At 73.6% G+C, this 21,695-nt stretch carries 15 protein-coding genes and 2 pseudogenes; 6 read left to right on the forward strand and 11 right to left on the reverse strand.

Going from position 1 to position 21,695, the window contains the following annotated elements; genetic code table 11:
• Window positions 1-160: 160 nt before the first annotated feature.
• Complete coding sequence (locus V7E45_RS19670; RefSeq protein WP_333775494.1) at window positions 161-718, reverse strand: DUF1697 domain-containing protein; 558 nt, start codon at window positions 716-718, stop codon at window positions 161-163.
• A 376-nt stretch (window positions 719-1,094) separates the two neighbouring features.
• Here V7E45_RS19670 and V7E45_RS19675 point away from each other — a divergent pair.
• Window positions 1,095-3,367, forward strand: a pseudogene (locus V7E45_RS19675) (MMPL family transporter).
• Window positions 3,368-3,411: 44 nt separating this feature from the next.
• Here the strand turns inward: V7E45_RS19675 and V7E45_RS19680 are convergent.
• Window positions 3,412-3,655 (reverse strand): annotated as a pseudogene (locus V7E45_RS19680) (glycosyl transferase); the annotation flags it as partial.
• A gap of 97 nt (window positions 3,656-3,752) precedes the next feature.
• On the opposite strand from V7E45_RS19680, the gene V7E45_RS19685 reads away from it, so the two are divergent.
• Window positions 3,753-4,616 carry a phosphotransferase enzyme family protein gene (locus V7E45_RS19685; protein WP_333775495.1) on the forward strand — a complete coding sequence of 288 codons (864 nt, stop codon included), beginning with the start codon at window positions 3,753-3,755 and terminating at the stop codon, window positions 4,614-4,616.
• Window positions 4,617-4,626: 10 nt separating this feature from the next.
• Here V7E45_RS19685 and V7E45_RS19690 read toward each other — a convergent pair whose 3' ends face one another.
• From V7E45_RS19690 to V7E45_RS19705, 4 genes are all read right to left on the reverse strand, one after another.
• Window positions 4,627-5,352, reverse strand: a complete 726-nt coding sequence (locus tag V7E45_RS19690; RefSeq protein ID WP_333775496.1) for a 3'-5' exonuclease — start codon at window positions 5,350-5,352, stop codon at window positions 4,627-4,629.
• A 102-nt stretch (window positions 5,353-5,454) separates the two neighbouring features.
• Window positions 5,455-6,696, reverse strand: a complete 1,242-nt coding sequence (locus V7E45_RS19695; protein ID WP_333775514.1) for an SAV2148 family HEPN domain-containing protein — start codon at window positions 6,694-6,696, stop codon at window positions 5,455-5,457.
• Between the two features lie 105 nt (window positions 6,697-6,801).
• Entirely contained in the window at window positions 6,802-8,121 is a 1,320-nt protein-coding gene (locus V7E45_RS19700; protein WP_333775497.1) for a copper amine oxidase, read from the reverse strand.
• Window positions 8,122-8,188: 67 nt separating this feature from the next.
• Window positions 8,189-9,001, reverse strand: coding sequence for a Tat pathway signal sequence domain protein (locus V7E45_RS19705; RefSeq protein ID WP_333775498.1), 813 nt, complete (start codon window positions 8,999-9,001; stop codon window positions 8,189-8,191).
• 197 nt (window positions 9,002-9,198) lie between these two features.
• Between V7E45_RS19705 and glgX the strand changes: the two genes are divergently transcribed.
• The 3 genes from glgX (at window position 9,199) to V7E45_RS19720 (ending at window position 15,512) form a co-directional block, all read left to right on the forward strand.
• Entirely contained in the window at window positions 9,199-11,307 is a 2,109-nt protein-coding gene (gene glgX, locus V7E45_RS19710) for a glycogen debranching protein GlgX (RefSeq protein ID WP_333775499.1), read from the forward strand.
• A gap of 244 nt (window positions 11,308-11,551) precedes the next feature.
• Complete coding sequence (treY, locus tag V7E45_RS19715) at window positions 11,552-13,918, forward strand: malto-oligosyltrehalose synthase (protein ID WP_333775500.1); 2,367 nt, start codon at window positions 11,552-11,554, stop codon at window positions 13,916-13,918.
• 343 nt (window positions 13,919-14,261) lie between these two features.
• A complete protein-coding gene (locus tag V7E45_RS19720) occupies window positions 14,262-15,512 on the forward strand; it encodes a M14 family zinc carboxypeptidase (protein ID WP_333775501.1) in 1,251 nt (416 codons plus the stop codon).
• A gap of 43 nt (window positions 15,513-15,555) precedes the next feature.
• On the opposite strand, the gene V7E45_RS19725 is transcribed toward V7E45_RS19720, so the two are convergent.
• Entirely contained in the window at window positions 15,556-15,972 is a 417-nt protein-coding gene (locus V7E45_RS19725) for an SSI family serine proteinase inhibitor (protein ID WP_333775502.1), read from the reverse strand.
• Window positions 15,973-16,067: 95 nt separating this feature from the next.
• Window positions 16,068-16,628, reverse strand: coding sequence for a DUF1707 and FHA domain-containing protein (locus V7E45_RS19730; protein ID WP_333775503.1), 561 nt, complete (start codon window positions 16,626-16,628; stop codon window positions 16,068-16,070).
• 176 nt (window positions 16,629-16,804) lie between these two features.
• Between V7E45_RS19730 and treZ the strand changes: the two genes are divergently transcribed.
• Window positions 16,805-18,550 (forward strand): malto-oligosyltrehalose trehalohydrolase, encoded by a 1,746-nt coding sequence (gene treZ, locus V7E45_RS19735; RefSeq protein WP_333775504.1) that lies wholly within the window; start codon window positions 16,805-16,807, stop codon window positions 18,548-18,550.
• Between the two features lie 171 nt (window positions 18,551-18,721).
• Here the strand turns inward: treZ and V7E45_RS19740 are convergent, their stop codons facing one another.
• From V7E45_RS19740 to V7E45_RS19750, 3 genes are all read right to left on the reverse strand, one after another.
• On the reverse strand, window positions 18,722-19,702 hold the full coding sequence (locus V7E45_RS19740; RefSeq protein WP_333775505.1) for a phosphotransferase family protein: 981 nt from the start codon (window positions 19,700-19,702) through the stop codon (window positions 18,722-18,724).
• A 53-nt stretch (window positions 19,703-19,755) separates the two neighbouring features.
• Window positions 19,756-20,883, reverse strand: a complete 1,128-nt coding sequence (locus V7E45_RS19745; protein ID WP_333775506.1) for an aminopeptidase P family protein — start codon at window positions 20,881-20,883, stop codon at window positions 19,756-19,758.
• A 221-nt stretch (window positions 20,884-21,104) separates the two neighbouring features.
• The gene (locus V7E45_RS19750; protein ID WP_333775507.1) at window positions 21,105-21,668 is read right to left on the reverse strand and encodes a PDZ domain-containing protein; all 564 of its coding nucleotides are present in this window, start codon (window positions 21,666-21,668) and stop codon (window positions 21,105-21,107) included.
• Between the last annotated feature and the right edge of the window lie 27 nt (window positions 21,669-21,695).

The following is a 21,695-nucleotide window of genomic DNA, read 5'->3' on the forward strand; positions in this document are numbered from 1 at the left end:
GGCGCAGGGGCAGGCGGGGTCGCAGAAGAAGTCGACCCGGGCCGGGTCGGGGGCGGGCGCGGGGGCGGGGGCGGGGGCCGTACGGTCTTGCCGGGAAGCGGTCATGGTGACGACGCTAGTGGGGCGGTGGCTCATGATCCCGGCCCAATCCGGGACGTTCTCACTGGTCCATTCCGGGTGCGGTCAGCTCGGCCAGCTTGGTGACGGTGTTCCAGTTCCGGCTGGTGGCGGTCAGGCCCTTGCCGATCCGCGGCCGGGACAGCGCCTCGGCGAGCTTGGAGCGGCCGACGCCGTCGGGGGCGTACAGGTACAGGCAGCGGTCACCGAGGCGGAACTCCTCGGGCAGGTGCGCCCCGGGGTCGATCTCCGCGAAGCGCTCGGCGGTGACCGGTGCGGAGAAGTAGGTGACGTGCAACTGCCTGGGCTCCAGCCCGGCGGCCGGGAAGGGGCAGCCCTCGACCACCGCGCGCAGGTAGGCGTGGTCGCGCACGATCACGTCGACCGGGAAGCCGAACCGCTCCTCGACGGCCCGGGCCAACTCGGCTGCCAGCGACTCCTCGTCGCCGCGAACGGCGGCGAACACCGCCTGGCCGCTCTGCAGATGGGTCCGTACGCCGTCGTGGCCGAGGCCGGTCATGAGCGTGCGCAGGTCGGCCATCGGGACCTTCCTGCTGCCGCCGACGTTGATTCCGCGCAGCAGTGCCGCATAGTTCGTCATCCGGTCACCTTAGAGCGGCCGCCGTGCCCCGTGGGGGCGGGCACGACGGCCGATGCCGGGCGTGCGCCGGACTGCGCGAAACTCTGGCCGATACGGAGGGTGCGGATCAACTCCTACACGCAGCTGTGATTTGTTCAACAACCTTTCGTAATCACAAAGTGGATCTCTGGCGGCGGATCGGACACCCCCGAGGCGCGGCCCCGAGAGCCGGCGATAGATGTAAGGGGCCGCCGTCCTCCCCAGCGGTGAGCCGCGTCCCTTGGGGCTCACCGGACAGCACGACGAGACGGCCGGGCGCGGCGCCTACCGTCGAGACGGAGCAAGCGAGGAGGTGGCGGCAGGGGGCCGCCACCGCACACGGGGGGGACATCCCGTCATGGGGAACACGGACGTGCGGGTGCGGGGGCTGGCCGCCCGCGCCGGCGGCTGGAGCGCCCGGCACCGGTGGGCCGCCGTCGGCATATGGGTGCTGTTCGTCGTCCTGGCCATCGGGCTCGGCTCGGCGGCCGGCCGGGTCGACGTCGACGAGAACGACCAGCTCAAGGGCGAGACGCACACGGCCGCACGGATCATCGCCGACGCGGGCATCGAGCAGCCGGCCGGCGAGACCGTCCTGATCCAGTCCAGGAGCGGGGACGTACGGGCCACGAGCGGCGAGTTCCGGGCCGCCGTGACCGACGTCGTCGCGGCCGTCGGCGCCACCGGGGGGGGGGGCGGGGGGGGCGGGGCGGGGCCCCCCCCCCCCCCCCCCCGTACGACACCCGCACCATCTCCCGGGACGGCCGCAGCGCGCTGGTGCAGTTCGACATGCGCGGCGACGCGGACACCGCCGCCGAGCGCGTCGAACCGGTGCTGGACGCCGTGGCCGGGGTGCAGGCGAGGCACGGCTCGCTGCGGATCGAGGAGATCGGCGGCGCCAGCATGAAGAAGCAGTACGACGACGCCTTCGGCGACGACTTCAAGCGGGCCGAGCTCTCCGCGGTGCCGGTGGCGCTCGGCATCCTCCTGATCGCCTTCGGCGCGCTGGTGGCCGCGCTGCTGCCGGTGGCGCTCGCGGTCACCGCGATCATGGCGACGATGGGCCTCATGGGGCTCGTCAGCCACCTCCAGCCGATGAGCGACACCGCCAACTCCGTGATGCTGCTGGTCGGTATGGCCGTCGGCGTCGACTACTGCCTGTTCTACCTGCGCCGGGAGCGTGAGGAGCGGGAGGCGGGGCGGGACGCGGGCACCGCGCTCAGGATCGCCGCCGCCACCAGCGGCCGGGCGGTCATCGTCTCCGGTGTCACGGTGTGCGTGGCCATGGCGGGCATGCTGTTCACCGGCCTCGCGACCTTCGAGGCGATGGGCCTGGCCTCCCTGATGGTGGTCGCCGTCGCCATGGTCGGCTCGGTGACGGTGCTGCCGGCGCTGCTGTCGCTGCTGGGCGAGCGGGTCGAGAAGGGACGGATCCCGTTCCTGCGCCGCCGCCCCAGGCAGGGCACGCGGGGCGAGAGCCGGTTCTGGACCGCCGTGCTGCGGGGTGTGCTGGCCAAGCCGCTGCTCTCCGTCGTGGTCGCGGCCGGCGCGCTGCTCGCGGTGGCCTCGCCCGCGCTCGGTATGAAGACCCAGCAGCTCACGCTGGACCAGGAGTTCGGCGACTCACTGCCGATCGTGCAGACCTACAACCGGGTCAACGACGCGTTCCCGGGCGGCTCCGAGCCCGCCCAGGTGGTCGTCAGGGCGAAGGACATCGACGCGCCCGAGGTGCGGCAGGCGCTGGCGGACTTCAAGGAGCGGGCGATCTCCTCGGGCGCCTCGCGCGGCCCCGTCGACATCAGGCTGGAGAAGGCGCGCGACGTCGCCCTCGTCTCCGTACCGCTGGTCGGCGGCTCCGACATGGACCGGGCCGTCAAGAGCCTCGACAAGCTGCGCGACGGGGTCAGGCCCGCCACCCTCGGCCGGGTCGAGGGCCTCCAGGCGCCGATCACCGGGCAGGTCGCGGGCAACAAGGACTTCAACGACCAGTTGCTGGGCTCGGTGGTCCCGGTCTTCGCGTTCGTGGTCGTCTTCGCCTTCCTGCTGATGCTGCTGTCGTTCCGCTCGCTGACCGTCGCGATCACGTCGATCGTGCTCAACCTGCTGTCGGTGGGCGCCGCCTACGGCATCCTCGTCGCCGTCTTCCAGCACGGCTGGGGAGCCTCGCTGGTGGGCGCCGAGGGCGTCGGCGCGGTCGTCACCTGGCTGCCGCTGTTCCTTTTCGTGATCCTGTTCGGCCTGTCCATGGACTACCACGTGTTCGTGGTCTCCCGGATCCGCGAGGCGCGGATGCGCGGCAGGAGCACCAGGGAGGCGATCCAGCACGGTGTGGTCACCACGGCCGGGGTCGTCACCAGCGCCGCCGTCATCATGGTCGCCGTGTTCGCGATCTTCGGCACCCTGTCCATGCAGTCCATGAAGCAGATGGGCGTGGGCCTGGCCGCCGCGGTCCTCATCGACGCGACGGTCATCCGCGGAGTGCTGCTGCCCGCGGTGATGGCCCTGCTCGGGGAGCGCAACTGGTACCTGCCGAAGTGGCTGCACCGGCTGCCCGACCTGACCCACGACGAGTCGCCGGAGCCGGCCCCGGCCGCCCCGGCGCGGGCGGCGGACGAGAAGCTGACCGTCTGACCCGGCCGTCGACGAGGGCCCGCCGGTTCCCCCGGGAACCGGCGGGCCCTTGCCGTGCCGCCCGCGCGCCGTCCCGGGCCGGACGTCCTTCAGCCGCCGGGGCAGCTCCGGGTCGTCGACCAGTGCGAGCGCGGCCGCGCGGAGGCGGTCGGCGGTGGCTTCCGCGGTGTCCGGCCGGCGGGCGACGCCCAGGGACTCCAGGACGGCGGCGTCGCCGAACCGGTCGGCGGCCTGGGGCACGGCGATCATCGGTGTCGCGGCGGCCAGTCCCCCCTGGCTGCCGCCCGCGGCCACACCGCCCTCCCACCGGGTCCGACCTGTGTGAATGCGAGACTGGCCGAGGACCGAAGAGGCACGGCGCTGGAAGACGGCACGGAGGCGGACGATGGACGAGGCACGGGCGCGGGACGTACTGGCCGCGGCGAAGGTGCTGCCGGGCCCGGTGCCGGAGGCGCGGCTCCTCGCCCTGGGCGAGAACGCGGTGTTCGCCGCCGGCGACCTGGTGGTCAAGGTCGGCCGGGACGCCGAGCTGCTCGACCGGGCCCGCCGCGAGCTGGACATCGCGGGCTGGCTGGCCGAGGCGGACGTCCCCGCGGTGCGGGCGGCCGAGCCGGAGCCGCTGCTGGTGGACGGTCACCCGGTGACGGTGTGGCACCGGCTGCCCGATCCGGTACGGCCGGCCGAACCCCGGGACCTGGCCCGGCTGCTGCGGATCGTGCACGCGCTGCCCGCGCCCGCGGTCCCCCTGCCGCCCCGCGATCTGCTGGGCGGGGTGGAGCGCTGGCTGCGGCTCGCGGGCCCGACGATCGCCCCGGGGGACGCGGCCTACCTGCGGGAGCGCCGGGACGGGTTCGCCGCCGCCGCGGCCGCGCTGACGCCCCGTCTGACGCCCGGGCCGATCCACGGCGACGCGCTGCCCCGCAATGTGCACATCGGACCCGACGGTCCCGTCCTCGTCGACCTGGAGACCTTCTCCGCCGACCTGCGTGAGCACGACCTGGTGGTCATGGCCCTCTCCCGCGACCGCTACGGTCTGCCCGCCGAGGCGTACGACTCCTTCACCGACGCCTACGGCTGGGACGTGCGGGAGTGGGAGGGATGCGCCGTGCTGCGCGGCGCCCGGGAGACCGCGAGCTGCGCGTGGGTGGCCCAGCACGCGCCGGGCAACCCCGGGGCGCTGGCCGAGTTCGAGCGCCGGGTGGCGTCCCTGCGGGACGGCGACGGGACGGTGCGCTGGTACCCGTTCTGACGGCGGGCGGCTACGGGGTCCGGCTGTCCGCCGGTTCGCGCACCGGCCACACGCCGTCCACCACCGCGTCCGCCTCCCCCTTGCGGCGCAGGAACGCCTGGAAGTCCGCCGCCCATTCGGCGTACCACTCGATCTGACGGTCATGCAGCTCCGCCGGGCCGAGGGACGCGACCTTCGGGTGGCGGCCGGCTATGGCGGAGGCGAGCCGGGCCGCGGCGAGGGCGTCGGCCGAGGCGTTGTGGGCGGCGTCGAGGACGACGCCGTACTCGGCGCAGACCGCCTCCAGGTTCCGCTTGCCGCGGCGGTAGCGGTCGACCCGGCGGTCGATCGTGTAGGGGTCGATGACCGGTGCCGGGGCGCGGCCGCCGAGCCGGTCGGCGAGCGACGGCAGGCCGTGCCGGCGCAGCTCGGCGGAGAGCAGCGTGAGGTCGAACGCCGCGTTGTAGGCGACGACCGGCACGCCCGTCTTCCAGTATCCGGTCAGCACCTCGGCCAGGGCGTCGGCGACCTGGTCGGCCGGGCGGCCCTCGGCGGCCGCGCGTTCGTTGGTGATGCCGTGCACGGCGACGGCGTCGGCCGGGATCTTGACGCCCGGATCGGCCAGCCACTCCCGGCGGCCCACGGGCTCGCCCGCCCTGACCTCGATCACCGCGCCGGTGACGATGCGCGCCTCGTACGGATCGGTCCCGGTCGTCTCCAGGTCGAAGCCGATCAGCAGCTCCCGGTGCCAGCCCATCGGCGGCCCCCCTTCTCGGTGGTGCTTTCCCCCAGTGGCCTCCACCCTCGCATGCGGCACTGACAATCCGGGGACCGCGTTCCGCTTACCCGAAGGAACAGTTCAGGACACCGGGCGCGAATCCGCCCAAGTCTGCTCGAATTCCTCACGGTACGTCGGGAAGAGTCCGGCTTCCCCCACGTCGTCCGACTTGACCAGCCGGCTGCCATTGCGCAGCACCAGCACCGGCGACTCCATGCCGCGCGCCCCGCGCAGATAGGACTGCACCACGGCGATCCCGTCGGCGCCGTCCCCGTCCACCAGGTAGGCCGTGCAGCGGGGCGTCTCGTCGTAGACCTGGATCTCGAAGGCGCCGGGGTCGCGCAGCCGGGACCGCACCCGGCGCATGTGCAGGATGTTCATCTCCACGGAGCGGCTCAGTTCACCCCGCTTCATCCCCAGTTCCCGCTCGCGGCGCTTCACGGCGCTGGAGGCCGGGTTGAGGAAGAGCAGGCGCACCCGGCAGCCGGACTCCGCCAGCCGGACCAGCCGGCGGCCGGAGAAGTTCTGCACCAGCAGGTTGAGGCCGATGCCGATGGCGTCGAGCCGGCGGGCGCCCCCGAAGAGGTCCTCGGCCGGGAACTGGCGCATGAGCCGCACCCGGTCGGCGTGGACGGCCACCACGTCCGCGTACCGGTCACCGACCAGGTCCTCGACCGCGTCGACGGGCAGTCGGCGCGCGGAGGGCACGTCGCCGCCGGCGCCGAGCATCTCCAGCAGCCGGGCCGAGGCCCGCTCCGCCTGGTTCAGCACCGCCTCGGACAGGGCCCGGTTGCGGGAGACGACGTTGCGGGTCACCTCCAGCTCGTCCAGGGCGAGTTCGAGGTCGCGGCGCTCGTCGAAGTAGGGCTCGAAGCAAGGCCAGTGCTGAACCACCAGCTCACGCAGCTGCGGCAGGGTGAGGAAGCTGAGCACGTTGTCGTCGGCCGGGTCGAGCAGATAGCCCTTGCGGCGGCTGACCTCGCGGACGGCGGCCGCCCGCTGCACCCACTCCTGCCCGGCGGGGCCGGCCGCGGCCACCACCCAGTCGTCGCCGTGGACGGGCTCGTAGATGGGCCGCAGCACGGCGGCGACCACCGCGCGCAGCCGCTGTTCGACGAGATTCAGCCAGATGTACGCGCGGCCCGCCCGCTGGGCGCGGGTGCGCACCTCGAGCCAGGCGTCGGCGTCCCAGTCCAGTTCCGGTCCGATGGACCCCGTGGCGTCCATCGGACGGGCCAGGGACACCGCACCGGGCGGGACGTCTGTGGAGTTTCCCTCGTGACCCTCGTCACCAGGGGGCAGCTCCAGCCCTCCCGAGCCCACCCGTGCACCGCCTTCCGCCACCCCGGGCCTTCCCCGTCTCAACGATCAAGGAAGGGTACTCCGGGAGCGGTCGGCGGTGCAGCCGGATGGACAGGTAGGTTTTTCTCAACTACGGGGTCGCCAGTGGCCGTTCTGCCATGCCAGCTCATCGGGAGTGAGCGGATTCATAGCCGTGACGTCCCTGGGAGCGATGGCGAAGCCCTGCCAGTGGATCGGCATGGGCTGCTGGTCCTCGTCCCGGGCTATGTGGTGGAAGCCGACGTTCATCCAGACGACCGGGTGAGTGAGGGTCTGGCCGTTGACCCACTTGTCCACCGACTTGCCCGAACCGGCCGGGCAGGCACCGGGGTTGTTGCTGGCGAACTGCTCGCACTTGTTGTACTCGGTGAAGTACACGTCGTGCTTGGTGAAGCTGCGGCCCGGGTACTTCGTGGTGGGGCCGGGGACGATCTCGTACGAACGGGCGTGCCCGTCCTTGTTCTTGCCGGTCGCGCTGACCATCCGCCACCAGCGGTAGGTCTTGTAGTCGCCCGCGAGTTCCTTGGTGACCTTGGTGCGGGTCGTCTTGGCGGACGGCGCCTGGCGGCCGGGGGCGGGGGCGGTGACGGCCGAGTCGTACTGCTCCACCTTGCCCTTCGAGGAGCCGTCGAGGCCGAAGTCCAGCCGCCAGAAGACGTTGTGGCTGTGGCTGGTGGCGTACGCCTTGGCGCCCTTGCCGAGGGGCCAGCCACGGCCGTCGCCGGCGTCGTAGTCGTCGTAGGACAGGCTGCCGGTGGCACCGACGTTCATGTTGACGGTGCCGTCGTCCTGGAAGCGCCATTCGGTCATGTACTCGTACCAGCCGACCTGGTTGACCGTGTAGACGAGCAGGTCCTTGCCCTGCGCCTGGAAGACCTTGTTCGCGCTGTCGCCCTGCATGCGGTAGGCGTGGCCGCGCGAACGCGTGGTCGTGCACAGGCCCTTGACGTCGGCGTGGTCCGGGTCCCAGGAGTCGGGGACATGGATGGTCTTGATGGTGCCGCCGGGGCACTCGCCGGGCGCCAGGTTCACCAGGCCCTGGGCGAAGCCGAAGCCGGTCAGGTCGTCGTACTCGACGCTGCCGTCGTCGTAGGGGACGTCGATCTGGGCGAGCCGGGCGCTGTTGAGCACCTTGATCGGCTTGGGTTCGCCCTTGGGCTGGTAGGAGACGTTCTCCAGGACCAGGCCAGCCTTGCTGTCGTAGCGCCAGCACATCCGCCAGGTGGTGCCGCCGGCGAGCTTCTGCTCGATCTTGTAGGCGGTGCTGCAGTCGGCGACGGCCGCGGGGGCGGCCTTGGGCTGGGCGACGGCCGGTCCGGCGCCGCTCGTGACGCCGGCGGCGAGCGCGGCCACACCGAGGCCGACGGCCGCGCGGGTCCGGGCGCGGTTGATGGTGTTCGCGGGCATGACGGAGTTGGCTCCCTTGCAGGAAAGCGAGTGGGAAGGAGCTGACTGAGGGCCGGCGGGCCGGCGCTCAGTGGGCGAGCCGGGCCACCTTGCGGGCGCTCAGGTCGACGACCAGCCACCGGGCGTCGATCCAGGGCCCGTTCTTGACCTTCGGGAACAGCCGCACGCAGCGGTGTTCGCCGCACTTGCCGAGCACGGCGGGCTGCCCGCCCGGGGTGGCGCGGTAGACGGCGCCGTTGAGCAGCAGCTGGTCCGGCGAGGTCAGCTCGCGGCCGGTGGCGTCCTTGTAGTCCGCCTTGAGACCCGCGCCCAGCGGGTCCGCGATCAGCAGCCGGGCCGCCTCGGCGTTCTCGGCGCGGCTCAGCGGCGGCTGGACGCCGTGCTGGGTGCCGGTCTGCACGACCTTGCCGGACTCCACGTCGACCGTCTTGGTGACGAGGGTGTCGGTCCGGTAGTCGTAGAAGGTCACGTCCGCCCGGCGCGGCGCGCCCGGGTCGTCGAGTTCGTCGGCCTCGGGGTCGGCGAGGTCGACGCTCAGCCGTTGCGGGCCGCGGGCGCCGTCGACGTTCTCACCGGAGGTGAGCAACTGCTTGTCGATCGCGATCTTCTCGACCCGCTGGATCTCGTCGTCGGTCAGCGGGTCGCGGCCCGTGCCCTTCTTCGCGGCCGCGGGTGCCTGCTCCACCACGCCGGGCCGGACCGCCTCCGGGCCCTGGTCCGCCTGCCGCGCGGCCCGGGTTCCGTCGCCGTTCGTTCCTCCCGTCTCGTTCGCCCCTGCCGTGCCCGGCAGGGTGATCCCGACCATGACGGCGGTCCCGGCCACCGCCAGGGCCGTCCCGGCCACCACCTTGCCCAGATGGCGGTGCACTGTCTCGCGCACATCTTCCCCCTACTCCCCCAAAAGTCCCCGGGAGTACGTGTAGCCCCACTGGTTCGGCACACGGCGGGTACACATGACGCCGTATGCACTGGTCGGTCGGTAAGAGGGGCGTAAGTCACAGGAGGTTCCCTCACTTACGGGGAGACTCGAAGCCAACGTCGCCCCCACGGGGCGGTACACCTGAAAGAGTCGTGTCCATGCAGGTCTGGCCTGGAGAGGCGTATCCGCTCGGCGCCACCTATGACGGCGCCGGAACCAACTTCGCGGTCTTCACGGAGGCCGCGAACCGAGTAGAGCTGTGTCTGCTGCACGACGACGGCTCGGAGACGGCGGTGGAGCTCCGCGAGAGCGACGCGTTCGTGCGGCACGCGTACGTGCCGGGTGTGATGCCCGGGCAACGGTACGGGTTCCGGGTGCACGGCCCGTACGACCCCGGGCGCGGGCAGCGCTGCAACTCGGCGAAGCTGCTGCTCGACCCGTACGCGAAGGCGGTCAGCGGTTCCGTCCGGTGGGGCGAGGAGGTGTACGGCTACCACTTCGGCGACCCGGAGCGGCGCAACGACCTGGACTCGGCGCCGCACACCATGACCTCGGTGGTGATCAACCCCTACTTCGACTGGGGCGACGACCGTCCCCCGCGCACCGATTACCACCACACGGTGATCTACGAGGCCCATGTGAAGGGCCTGACCATGCGGCACCCCGGGCTGCCGGAGGAGCTGCGCGGCACCTACGCGGCGCTGGCCCATCCCGCGATCATCGAGCACCTGACCAAGCTGGGCGTGACGGCGCTGGAGCTGATGCCCGTACATCAGTTCGTGAACGACCACCGCCTGGTCGACATGGGCCTGAACAACTACTGGGGCTACAACACCATCGGTTTCTTCGCCCCGCACAACGCGTACGCCTCCTGGGGCGACCGCGGCCAGCAGGTGCTGGAGTTCAAGTCGGCGGTCCGGGCGCTGCACGAGGCCGGGATAGAGGTGATCCTGGACGTCGTCTACAACCACACCGCCGAGGGGAACCACCTCGGCCCGACGCTGTCCTTCAAGGGCATCGACAACGCCTCGTACTACCGGCTGACGGACGACCCCCGCTACTACATGGACACCACGGGCACCGGGAACTCGCTGCTCATGCGGTCCCCGCACGTGCTCCAGCTCATCATGGACTCGCTGCGCTACTGGGTCACCGAGATGCACGTCGACGGCTTCCGCTTCGACCTCGCCGCGACCCTGGCCCGGCAGTTCCACGAGGTGGACCGGCTGTCGTCGTTCTTCGACCTGGTGCAGCAGGACCCGGTGGTCTCCCAGGTGAAGCTGATCGCCGAGCCGTGGGACGTGGGCGAGGGCGGCTACCAGGTGGGCAACTTCCCGCCGCTGTGGACGGAGTGGAACGGCAAGTACCGGGACACGGTCCGGGACCTGTGGCGGGGCGAGCCGCGGGCGCTCGCGGAGTTCGCCTCGCGGCTGACCGGCTCCTCCGACCTCTACCAGGACGACGGCCGCCGCCCGCTGGCCTCCATCAACTTCGTGACCTGCCACGACGGTTTCACCATGCACGACCTCGTCGCGTACAACGACAAGCACAACCAAGCCAACGGGGAGGACAACCGCGACGGGGAGAGTCACAACCGGTCCTGGAACTGCGGTACGGAGGGCGAGACCGACGACCCGGAGGTCCTCGGGCTGCGCGCCCGCCAGATGCGCAACTTCTTCGCCACGCTGATGCTGTCCCAGGGCGTGCCCATGATCAGTCACGGCGACGAGTTCGCCCGCACCCAGCGCGGCAACAACAACGCCTACTGCCAGGACAACGAGCTGGCCTGGCTGGACTGGCCGGAGGACGGCAGCGACCTGCTCGAGTTCGTCCGCGCGATGGTCTGGCTGCGCCGGGACCACCCGGTCTTCCGCCGCCGCCGCTTCTTCCACGGGCGGCCGGTGGAGGGCACCCACGACGACCTGTCGGACATCGCCTGGTTCACGCCCGAGGGCGCCGAGATGGCGCAGCGGGACTGGGACTCCACCCAGGCGTCCGCGCTGACCGTGTTCCTGAACGGCAACGCGATCTCCGAGCCCGGTCCGCGCGGGGAGCGGATCGCCGACGACTCCTTCCTGCTGATGTTCAACGCCTCGCCCGAGCCGCTGGACTTCCTGGTGCCGGCCGACCACGGCAGGCAGTGGCAGGTGGTCGTCGACACGGCCCGCCCGGACGGGGTCCCGCCGGGCACGGGCCCGAAGGTCGCGGCCGGCGACCGCATCACCCTGCCGGACCGCAGCCTGACGGTACTCCAGCGGCCCGCCTGAGTCGCTGCCGGCCGGACGGGGTCGACCGGGGCCCCGGCGGCCGGCGGACGGCCGGGTCCGGTGCGGGCGCGTGCGGTGGGTCTCCGGTCCGTCCGGCGTACGTCGCCGGGCGGACCGGATGCGCGCTCCGGGCCCGCGCCGCAGGGCGCCCCGTTGATCCCATCGCGCCACTCGGGGCACGCGTGCGTGGGTCGCAGCACAGGTCGGTGACACGAAAGACGGCGGGCGGGGTACGTAGCCTTCTATGACTTCTGCGCGCCCCGGACCGGAAGTGCCCACGGCCACCTACCGGCTGCAGCTCCAGCCCTCGTTCCCGTTCGCCGCCGCCGCCGCCGCGGTACCGTACCTGGCCTCGCTCGGTGTCTCGCACCTGCACCTGTCCCCCGTCCTGGAGGCCGTCCCCGGCTCCACGCACGGCTACGACGTCGTGGACCACGCGCGTGTGCGCGAGGAACTCGGCGGCGAGGACGGCCTGCGCGCGCTCGCCCGCACGGCGCGGGAGCACGGCCTGGGCCTGGTGGTGGACATCGTCCCGAACCACATGGCCATGGTGCCCCGGTTCAACCGCGCCCTGTGGGAGGTGCTGCGGGAGGGCCCGCGGTCGCCGTACGCGCGCTGGTTCGACATCGACTGGGAGGCGCAGGAGGGCCGGGTGCTGCTGCCTGTGCTCGGCGGCCCGGTCGGCGCGGAACTGGACCACCTCAGGGTCGACGGCGACGTCCTGCGCTACCACGACCACGCCTTCCCGCTCCGCGCCGGCACCGAGGAGCTGCCGCTGCCCCGGCTGCTGGACGCCCAGTGGTACCGCCCGGTGTGGTGGCGGCTGGCCCGCACCGAGCTGAACTACCGGCGGTTCTTCAGCATCTCCGAGCTGATCGGGCTGCGCGTGGAGGACCCGGAGGTGTTCGACGCCACCCACGCCAAGATCCTGGAACTGCTGCGGGAGGGCGTCGTCGACGGCCTGCGCATCGACCACCCCGACGGGCTCGCGGACCCCGACGGCTACCTCGAACGGCTGAACGAGGCGACCGGCGGGCGCTGGACGGTCGTGGAGAAGATCCTCGCCGACGGCGAGCAGCTGCCCGCCTCCTGGCCCGTCGCCGGCACCACGGGCTACGACGCCCTGCGCCAGATCGACGGCGTGTTCACGGACCGGACGGGCGCCTACGAACTGCTCGGCCGGTACCGGGCGTTCGCCGCGCCGCAGACCGACCGGGGCGGCAACTGGGAGGCCACGGCACGGCGGGCCGCGTACAAGGTGCTCACGCACGAGCTGGCCACCGAGACCGACCGGCTCACCCGGGTGGCCGCCCGGCTGTGCGCCGCCTCCCCCGACCTCGCGCTGCGCGACCGGGCGCCCTGGGCGCTGCGCACCGCCCTGGAGGAGCTGCTGGTGCGGCTTCCGGTGTACCGGCCGTACGCCTCCTCGGATGCGTCCGCCGTCGTCACCGAGGCGGCCGCCGCGGAGGCCCGGCTGGCCTTCGTGGTGCGGGAGGAGGCCGACGCCGTCGGCATCGTCCGCCGGTTGCTGGTCGAGCCGCCCGGCGACGCCTCGGCACCCGACCACGCCGACCGCGTGGAGTTCCGCACCCGGTTCGCGCAGACCGCGTCCGCGCTGCGCGCCAAGGCCGTCGAGGACACGGCGTTCTACCGCTTCGTGCCGCTGCTGTCGGCGGCCGAGGTGGGCGGCGATCCCGGTGCGCCGGGCGTGCCGCCGGAGGAGTTCCACGCGTACTGCGCGCGCGTGCAGCGCGACTGGCCGCTCACCGGCACGGTCGTCTCCACCCACGACACCAAGCGCAGCGCCGACGTGCGCGCGGCCCTGGCCGTGCTCACCGAGTGCCCGGCCCAGTGGGCCCGGCTGCTCGCCGAGGTGACGACGGCCGAGGAGGGCGCGCCGGACGGACAGCTCGCCTGGGCGGCCTGGCAGACGGTGTTCGGGCTGGGTCCCGCGGACGAGGAGCGGGTCCAGGAGGCGCTGCTGAAGCACGTGCGCGAGGCGGGTATGTACACGAGCTGGACGGAGCAGGAGCCACCCTACGAGGAGGCGGTGGCGGCCTTCGTCGCGGCCGGGCCGTGCGGGCCGCACGGGGAGCGCGTGGCCTCCTTCCGCAAGGCGCTGGAGCCGCACATCCGGGCGAACGTGCTGGGTACCGCGCTGGTCCAGCTGACGATGCCGGGGGTGCCGGACGTCTACCAGGGCACGGAGAGCGAGTACCGGGCGCTGGTGGACCCGGACAACCGGCGGCCGGTGTCGTTCCCCGCGGCGGCGCCCGGCGAGAAGGACACGCTGACGGCGGCGGCGCTGCGGCTGCGCGCGCGGCGGCCCGGCGCCTTCGGCGCCGCGGCGACGTACGAACCGCTCACCGCCGACGGGCCCGCGGCGGAGCACTGTCTGGCGTTCTCCCGCTCGGGCGAGGTGGTCACGGCGGTCACCCGGCTGTCGCTGCGCCAGGCGGAGGCGGGCGGCTGGCGGGAGACCCGGCTCGAGCTGCCGCCGGGGCGGTGGGTGGACGTGCTGGCCCCGGAGCGCGCGTTCACGGGCCACGCGCGCGTGGCCGACCTCTTCGGCCGGCTGCCGGTCGTGCTGCTGGAGCGGGCCGAGGACTAGGGCCTGTCGGAAAGGTGGCCCCCTCGCCCGGAGGGCGGCCGCGCGGCGTCCGGTGCGTGCTCTCGGCGTGCCCACGGAAGTCCTCGGACCGGGCGTACTCGGGCTTTCGGGCGGTGCGGCGAGAGTGCGTGCCGGGCGTCGCACGGCAGAGGGCCACTTATCGCCACAGGCCCTGGGGCCGACGTCCGGAACGGGGCGGCGCGGCCCAGCGAGCGCGGACAGGGGTGCGGCGTCCGCCCTCCCGTGCGTCCGGGCGCCCCCTGGAGCCTCCCCGGCCGAATGCTTGACAGTTCACCCACGCCGTGCGGCACTGGGAGGGCGAAGCCGGGTGGACAAGTCGGGGGTGAGTCTTCTGCCGGAGCTGCGCTACCCCAGCGTTCCCGAACTGGTCGCCACCGCGCGGGGGCTGGCGGCCCGGGAGCCCGGTCTGTGCTCGCTCAGACAGGTGGGGGTCTCGCGGGCCGGACGGCCGCTGCACCTGCTGTCGGTGGGGCACGCCGGGCGGGCCGTGCTGGTGGTGGCGGGCGCCCACGCCAACGAACCCACGGGCGGCTCCACCCTTCGGGTGCTGGCCGAACGGGTGCTGGCCGAGCGCGAGTTGCGCGCCGGCACCTCCTGGCACTTCCTGCTGTGCGCGGACCCGGACGGCGCGAGCCTGCACGTGACCCCGGCGCCGCGCAGCCTGCTCGACTACCACCTCGGCTTCTACCGGCCGACGGGCGCGGAGCAGCCCGAGTGGTCACCGGCGGTGCTGCCGCCGGACCGGCTGCCGCCCGAGACGCGGGCGCTGACCGGGGTGATCGACGAGCTGCGCCCGTACCTCCAGGTGACGCTGCACGGCACCGATCTGGGCGGAAGCTGGGTGCAGTTGACCAAGGACGTGCCCGGACTCGCCGAGCCGTTCGCCAAGTCGGCGGCCGAGCTGCACATCCCGGTCGAGACGGGCGCCTCGGACGCGGCCGGCTGGCCCGCCTCGGGGCCCGGGGTGCATGTGATGCCGGGCCCGGAGTCGAGCGTCGCCTACCCGAGCATGCCGGACGACGCACGACACAGCACGTGGTACCACGCGCACCGCTACGGCGGTCTGACCGCGGTGGTCGAGGTGCCGATGTGGGCCAGCGACCTGGTGGACGACCCCGCGCCGCACCCGGCGCCCGCGGCGGCGATGCGGCGGCTGGCCGAGCGGCTGCTGCGGGACTCGTTGCTGGTGGAGGGGGTGCTCGCCGACGCGCTGCCCCGGCTGGCGGGCGCCGAGGGCCCGCTGCTGCGGGCCGCCCGGTGGGCGCTGGAGCTGATCCCCGGCCTGGCTCAGGACTGGATCCAGACGCAGCCGGCCGGCACGACGATGGCGTACGTCGGCAGCGTGGACGCCTTCGGGCGGCGGCTGCCGCTGCGTGCGGCGGCGATGCTGCTGCGGGTCCTGCGCGAGGCGGACGACCGGGCGGCCCCGGGGCTCGAACAGCTCGTCGCCTCCTGGTGCGCGGCCTTCGCGGACCGTTTCCGGGCCCGCTGGGTGCCGTTGGAGCACCAGGTGGAGCACCAGTCGCGGACGGTCCTGGTGGCGGCACGGCAGGCGCGCGAGCGGGCGGTGTGACCCCTGCCCGCACCCGCGCGCCCGGCGTGCCCGGGAGCCGGGTTCAGCGGTCCAGGGCGAAGACCTCTCCGGTGCGGGCCCGCATGACGCACTTGCTGGAGTACGTCTCCCGGAACGCGACCGGCCGTCCGTGCCACCGCCCTTGCGCGCGGGCGGTCACCGGGGCGTAGATCATCGGGCAGAACACGCCCTGGGCGTACGGGATGCGGGCGATGTCGCCGTGGGCCGCGGCGAGTTGGGCACACGCCCGGACCGCGTGCGGGTGGCCCAGCGGTGGGTCGCACAGCAGCAGGGCGCTCTGGGCGGGGCCTGCGGCGGCGAGGCCGCGGGTGACGGTCAGGTGGAGCCAGTTGCCGCGCAGCGCGTCACGGGGCGCCGCCTGGGCCGGGCTCGTGACGAGGAGTCCGGTGAGGGTCAGCAGGGCCGCGGCGGCCGCTTTCACTCGGGTGAGGTGCTTCATGCCCGGTGCATCGGCACGGGGGCCGGTGTTCCGCACAACACTCACCCGAACGGGTGGTCAGGCGGGTGCGCGGTCCGCCGGTGCCGCGGTCCGGGTCACTGGTCGCGGTGCGCCGCCAGCCGGAACGCGATCCGCCCGAAGCCGACCTGGTCGCCCTCGCGGACCACGACCGCGCCGACCACCCGGCGGCCGTTGACGGTGGTGCCGTTGGTGGAGCCGAGGTCGCGCAGGACCCACAGGCCGCCCTGGCGCCGGAGTTCGGCGTGCACACGGGAGACGGTCTCGTGGTTCAGCCGCAGTCCGCTCGCCGGGTCGCGCCCTATGCGCAGAGGGTGGCCGCCCGCCGCGTGCGGCAGCAGCAGCTTGGGCAGCCGCTCGGCCTGCCAGGCCCGGCGCAGCCGCACGGTGAAGCCCGAGACGGCCTCGACGGTGCCGAGGACGGCACGGGAGAGACGGTTCTCGCGGGGCAGGTCGGCGGTCAGCACGGCGAGTTCGTCGGCGGCCCGCGCGGCGAGGGCCAGTTCCATGCGGCGCACGAACGTGTCGTGCGACAGCCGGCCCATGGCGACACCGTCTCGCAGCACCTGAAGCGCCTTGTCGCGCTCCGCGTCGGACAGCCGCGCGGGGTACGTGGGGAACTCGAAGGACGACGTCACATCCGTGATTGTCGGCTCTGTGAACCCCCGGTGTCCAGAATCGGGGAAAACGGTGCCCACGCGCGCGTGCTTCCCCGACACCCACCGGGAAAGGACGGATTCGAAAGCGGACTGATCGCTTTTAGAGGCACGATGGACGGGCGACATCACGGTGAGCAGACGAAGGGGAACCGTCCGTGCAGTTCGAGGTGTGGGCACCACAGGCAGACCGCGTGACGCTCCATTGCGACGGCGCGACAGCCGCGTTGGAGCGCGATGCGGAGCGGGCCGGCTGGTGGACGGGGGAGGCCGAGGCGCGGGACGGCTCGCGGTACGGGTTCGCGCTGGACGACGGTCCGGTGCTGCCGGACCCGCGCTCGCGCCGTCAGCCGGACGGCCCGGACGGCCCGAGCGCGGTCGTCGACCACGGCCGGTACGCGTGGCGTGCCGCGTGGCCGGGCCGGGAGCTGCCCGGGGCGGTGCTCTACGAGCTGCACGTGGGCACGTTCACCCCGGAGGGCACCCTGGACGCGGCCGCCGGACGTCTCGCGCATCTGGTGGAACTCGGCGTCACGCACGTGGAGTTGATGCCGCTGTGTCCCTTCCCGGGCCGGCACGGGTGGGGGTACGAGGGGGTGTCGCTGTGGGCCGTGCACGAGCCGTACGGCGGCCCCGAGGCGCTCAAGCGCTTCGTCGACCGGGCGCACGAACTCGGCCTGGGCGTCGTGCTGGACGTCGTGCACAACCACTTGGGCCCGTCGGGCAACTACCTGCCGTCGTTCGGGCCCTACTTCACGGACACGCACCACACGCCGTGGGGCGCCGCGGTGAACCTGGACGCGCCCGGCTCGGACGAGGTGCGCGCGTTCCTGGTGGGCAGTGCGCTGGCCTGGCTGCGGGACTACCGGATCGACGGGCTGCGCCTGGACGCGGTGCACGCGCTGCACGACACGCGCGCGTACCACTTCCTGGAGGAGCTGTCGGCGGCCGTCGACGGCTTGGCGGGTGAACTCGGCCGGCCGCTGTTCCTGATCGCCGAGTCCGACCTGAACGACCCGCGGATCATCACCTCGCGCGCGGAGAACGGCCTCGGGGTGCACGCGCAGTGGAACGACGACTTCCACCACTGTGTGCACAGCGCCCTGACCGGTGAGTCCCAGGGCTACTACGCCGACTTCGCGCGCGCCCCGCTGGCCGCGCTGGCCAAGACGCTCACGGGCGGCTACTTCCACGACGGCACCCTGTCGAGCTTCCGGGGCCGCGCGCACGGCCGGCCGCTGGACCGGGCCCGAGTGGGCGGGCACCGGCTGCTGGGGTACAGCCAGACCCACGACCAGATCGGCAACCGGGCGCAGGGTGACCGGCTCTCGGCCCTGCTCTCCCCCGGCCTGCTGGCCTGCGCGGCCACGCTCACGCTGACCGCGCCGTTCACACCGATGCTGTTCATGGGCGAGGAGTGGGCGGCGGGCACGCCCTGGCAGTTCTTCACCGACCACACGGACCCGGAGCTGGCCGAGGCGGTACGGCGGGGCAGGCGGCGGGAGTTCGTGGAGCACGGCTGGGCCGAGGAGGACGTGCCGGACCCGCAGGACCCGGCGACCAGGGAGCGGTCCTGCCTGGACTGGACGGAGCCGGAACGCGAGCCGCACGCGCGCGTACTGGCGTGGTACCGGCGGCTGATCGCGCTGCGCCGGGAGCAGCCGGACCTCACCGATCCGGATCTGGCCGACACCAAGGTGGCCTTCGACGAGCGGGGGCGCTGGCTGGCGTTCCGGCGCGGGGACGTACGGGTGGCGGTGAACCTGGGCAAGGAGGCGGCGGCGATCCCGCTGGGCACCCGGCCGGCGCAGGTGCTCGCCGCGTGGGAGCCGGTCGAGGCGCCGGGCCCGGACGGACTGCTGCAGGTGCCCGGGGAGTCCTGCGTGGTGCTGGTCCAGCCCTGAGCCGGGGCGGCCGCCAGGTCGTGTCCGCAAAGTCCCGTCGTCCGCCCGGAGGGCGGGCAGGCGGGACTCTGCGGACTCGGCCTGAGGGCCTGTTGCGAAAGTGGCCTCGTCGCCCGGAGGGCGGCCGCGTGCCGGGCGTCGCACGGCAGGGGACCACTGTCGCAACCGGCCCTAGGCCTCGCTCTCCTCGTCCTTGAACTCGGTGACGCGTTCCAGCATGATCGGCTCCCAGACGCGCCGCAGCCGGGTGCGCAGGGCCGGGAGCGAGCCGGGAGCGCGGCCCTCCAGGTGGTCGGCGAGTCGGATGACGGTGTCGCAGCGGGCGAGCCAGAGCCCGCGCAGGCAGGGGCGGGCGCCGTAGCCGGCGAGGGTGGCGGCGCGGACGGCGGCCGGTGACCCGACGGCCGCGGCGAGTCCTGCGATGTCCTCGGCGGGGTCGCCGAGGGCCGCCGCGGACCAGTCGAGGATCCCGCGGACCCGTCCGTCGGCGCTGACGACCACGTGCTCGCCGGTCAGGCCGTGGTGGGTGAGCACGGCGGTGCCGGTCTGCGCGGCGAGCTGCGCGGCGCCGGGCGGGGTGAGCTGGTGCAGCAGGGCGGCGTCGAACTCGTCGGCGCGGGCCAGCCGTTCGGCCGCGTGCACGGCCATGCGGCGCAGTGCCTCCAGGGAGCGCGGCGCGCTGCGCGGCACGCCGAGGGTCTCCGCCTGCCGGGCGGGCACCGCGTGCAGGCCGCCGAGCAGCCCCGCCAGGTCGGCCTCGCCGACGGCGGAGACGTCGTGCCGGTCGGCGGTGCCGCCGGCCACCTTGGTGTCCAGGGTGTAGGCGAGGCCGGGCGCCCAGTCGCCGTGGGCGACGCTGGTGGGAACGGCTACGGGCACGTGCGGGCGGACCAGGTCGCGCACGCGCAGTTCCCGGCGGTGGCGGGCCGAGGCTTCGCGGTCGGGGGCGAGGCGCAGCACGTGGCGGCTGCCGACCCACCAGGTGTACGCGCGGCCCTCGGCGACGGGCCGGACCTCGGGGCCCTCGGCGCCGCCGGAGCCGTCCGAGCCATTCGTGCCGCGTTCGCTCCCTCCGCTGTCCCCGCTCTCCTTGAGCAGCGAACGGACCAGTCTGCGGACGGTGTCCGCGGTGGGTGTCGGAGCCTGGGTCATGGGTCGCGCCGTAGCCGTTCCGGGGGGTGTGGTCGAGGGTGTCTCCTGGCCGCTCAGTCCACTATGACCATCTCACGCGTGGTGTCGTTGAGGCGGCGGCCGCCGTCGGCGGTCACGGTGACGATGTCCTCGATGCGTACGCCGAAGCGGCCGGGCAGGTAGATGCCGGGCTCCACGGAGAAGCACATGCCCGGCACCAGCGGCTGCTCCTCGCCCTCGATCATGTACGGCGGTTCGTGCGTGGTGACGCCGATGCCGTGCCCGGTGCGGTGGATGAAGTACTCGCCGTACCCGGCGTCGGTGATCACCGCGCGGGCGGCGCGGTCGACCTCCTGGCAGGCGACACCGGGCCGCACGGCCCGGAAGCCCGCCTCCTGGGCCGCGCGCACGATGTCGTGGACGGTGCGCTCCTCCTCGGTCGGCTCGCCCACGTGGACGGTGCGGGTGGTGTCGGAGCCGTAGCCGTCCTTGAGACCGCCGAAGTCGAGGACGACCATGTCGCCGTGCTGGATGACGCGGTCGCCGACCTCGTGGTGCGGGTTGGCGCCGTTGGGTCCGGAGCCGACGATGGTGAAGTCCACCTGGGAGTGGCCGAAGCGGCGCAGCAGGTCGGCGAGGTCGTGGCCCACGTCGGACTCGCGGCGGCCGGCGAAGGGGACCGCGCGGATCTCCTCGAAGGTGGCGTCGGCGGCGGCTCCGGCGGCCGCCAGGAGGTCCAGTTCGGCCGCGTCCTTGACGGCGCGCAGCATGGGCAGGGCGTCGGTGAGGGAGGCGTAGGAGCTGTCGGGCAGGGTGCGCTGGAGGCCCAGCAGGTGCATCGCCCAGGTGTTGTCGCTGATGCCGAAGCGGCCCCGGTCGTCGAGGAGGGCGGCGGTGACGGCGTAGGGGTCCTTGCCGTCGGTCCAGTCGCGCAGGGTGAGCGCGGACGCCCCGGTGGCGTGCTCGGCGTCCGGGGCCTCCAGGGTCGGCACGACGAGCACCGGGTCGCGGCCGGGGGCGAGGACCAGCACGGTGAGCCGTTCGGTGACGGCCGTGGGCGTGTAGCCGGTCAGCCACACCATGTCCGGGCCGGGGGCCACCAGCAGTCCCGCGAGGCCGGCGTCGGCGGCGTCGCGCGCGGCGCGTTCCATGCGGGCCCTGTAGTCGTCGGCGGTGAAGGGCGCGGGCGTGCTACCGGTCATCCGGGCCTCCGAGCGCGGTCGAGGTGGCGGGGCGAAACGGTCCCGGGCAGCATCCTGCCCGGCCGGGCAGGGCGGCGCGAGCCGGTCGCGGGATCACGCGGGCGCGGTCTGCGCGGTCGCTGCTCGGCACGGGCTCATCATCGCCCCTGGGGCGTGGGACGCCCAACGGGATTCCCGGGGTGTCCGCTGCCCGCTGTCCGGTCGGATCGGATCAGGTCGAGTCAGGTCAGCACGCCCGGCACGACCGTCAACCGCTGGTAGCCGCCGCCTCGGTGGCGCACGGTGAGCGTGACCGGTGTTCCGGGGCGGGCGCGGGCGACGGCCCGGGCGAGGTCGGCGGCCGTGCCGAGGCGGGCGGCGCCGAACCGGAGCAGGACGTCGCCGCGGACCAGGCCGGCCGTGTAGCCGGGTCCGGGCACGTGGACGCCCACCACCAGGGCGCCCGAGTCGCCGGCGTCCACGGCCTCCACGCCCAGGGTGGCGCCGGTCCGGGCCTCGGCGGGGGCCGGGGCCGCGGCGCGGGCGGGCCCGGCCGAGGCGGCCGGGTGCGCGGTGTCGTGCCGGAGTTCCGCCAGCCTGCTCGCGCCGATCACCGTGGCGCCGACCGTGCCGAGGCCGACCCCGGTGAGGACCAGGGCGGTGCCGGTGACCAGTCCCAGCAGCAGGGTCCTGATCCGCCGGCCGCGCCGGGGCGCGGCGTGCGGGTGCCTGGGGGCCTCGAAAGCGCCGCTCCCGGCTCGTTCCCCGCCCGGCATCGGCTTGGGCCGCAACACAGTCTGTTCCATGGTTCGCTCGCCTCCGGCTGGTGCTCT

This window comes from Streptomyces sp. IBSBF 3136, assembly GCF_036815105.1.
Lineage (GTDB): Bacteria > Actinomycetota > Actinomycetes > Streptomycetales > Streptomycetaceae > Streptomyces.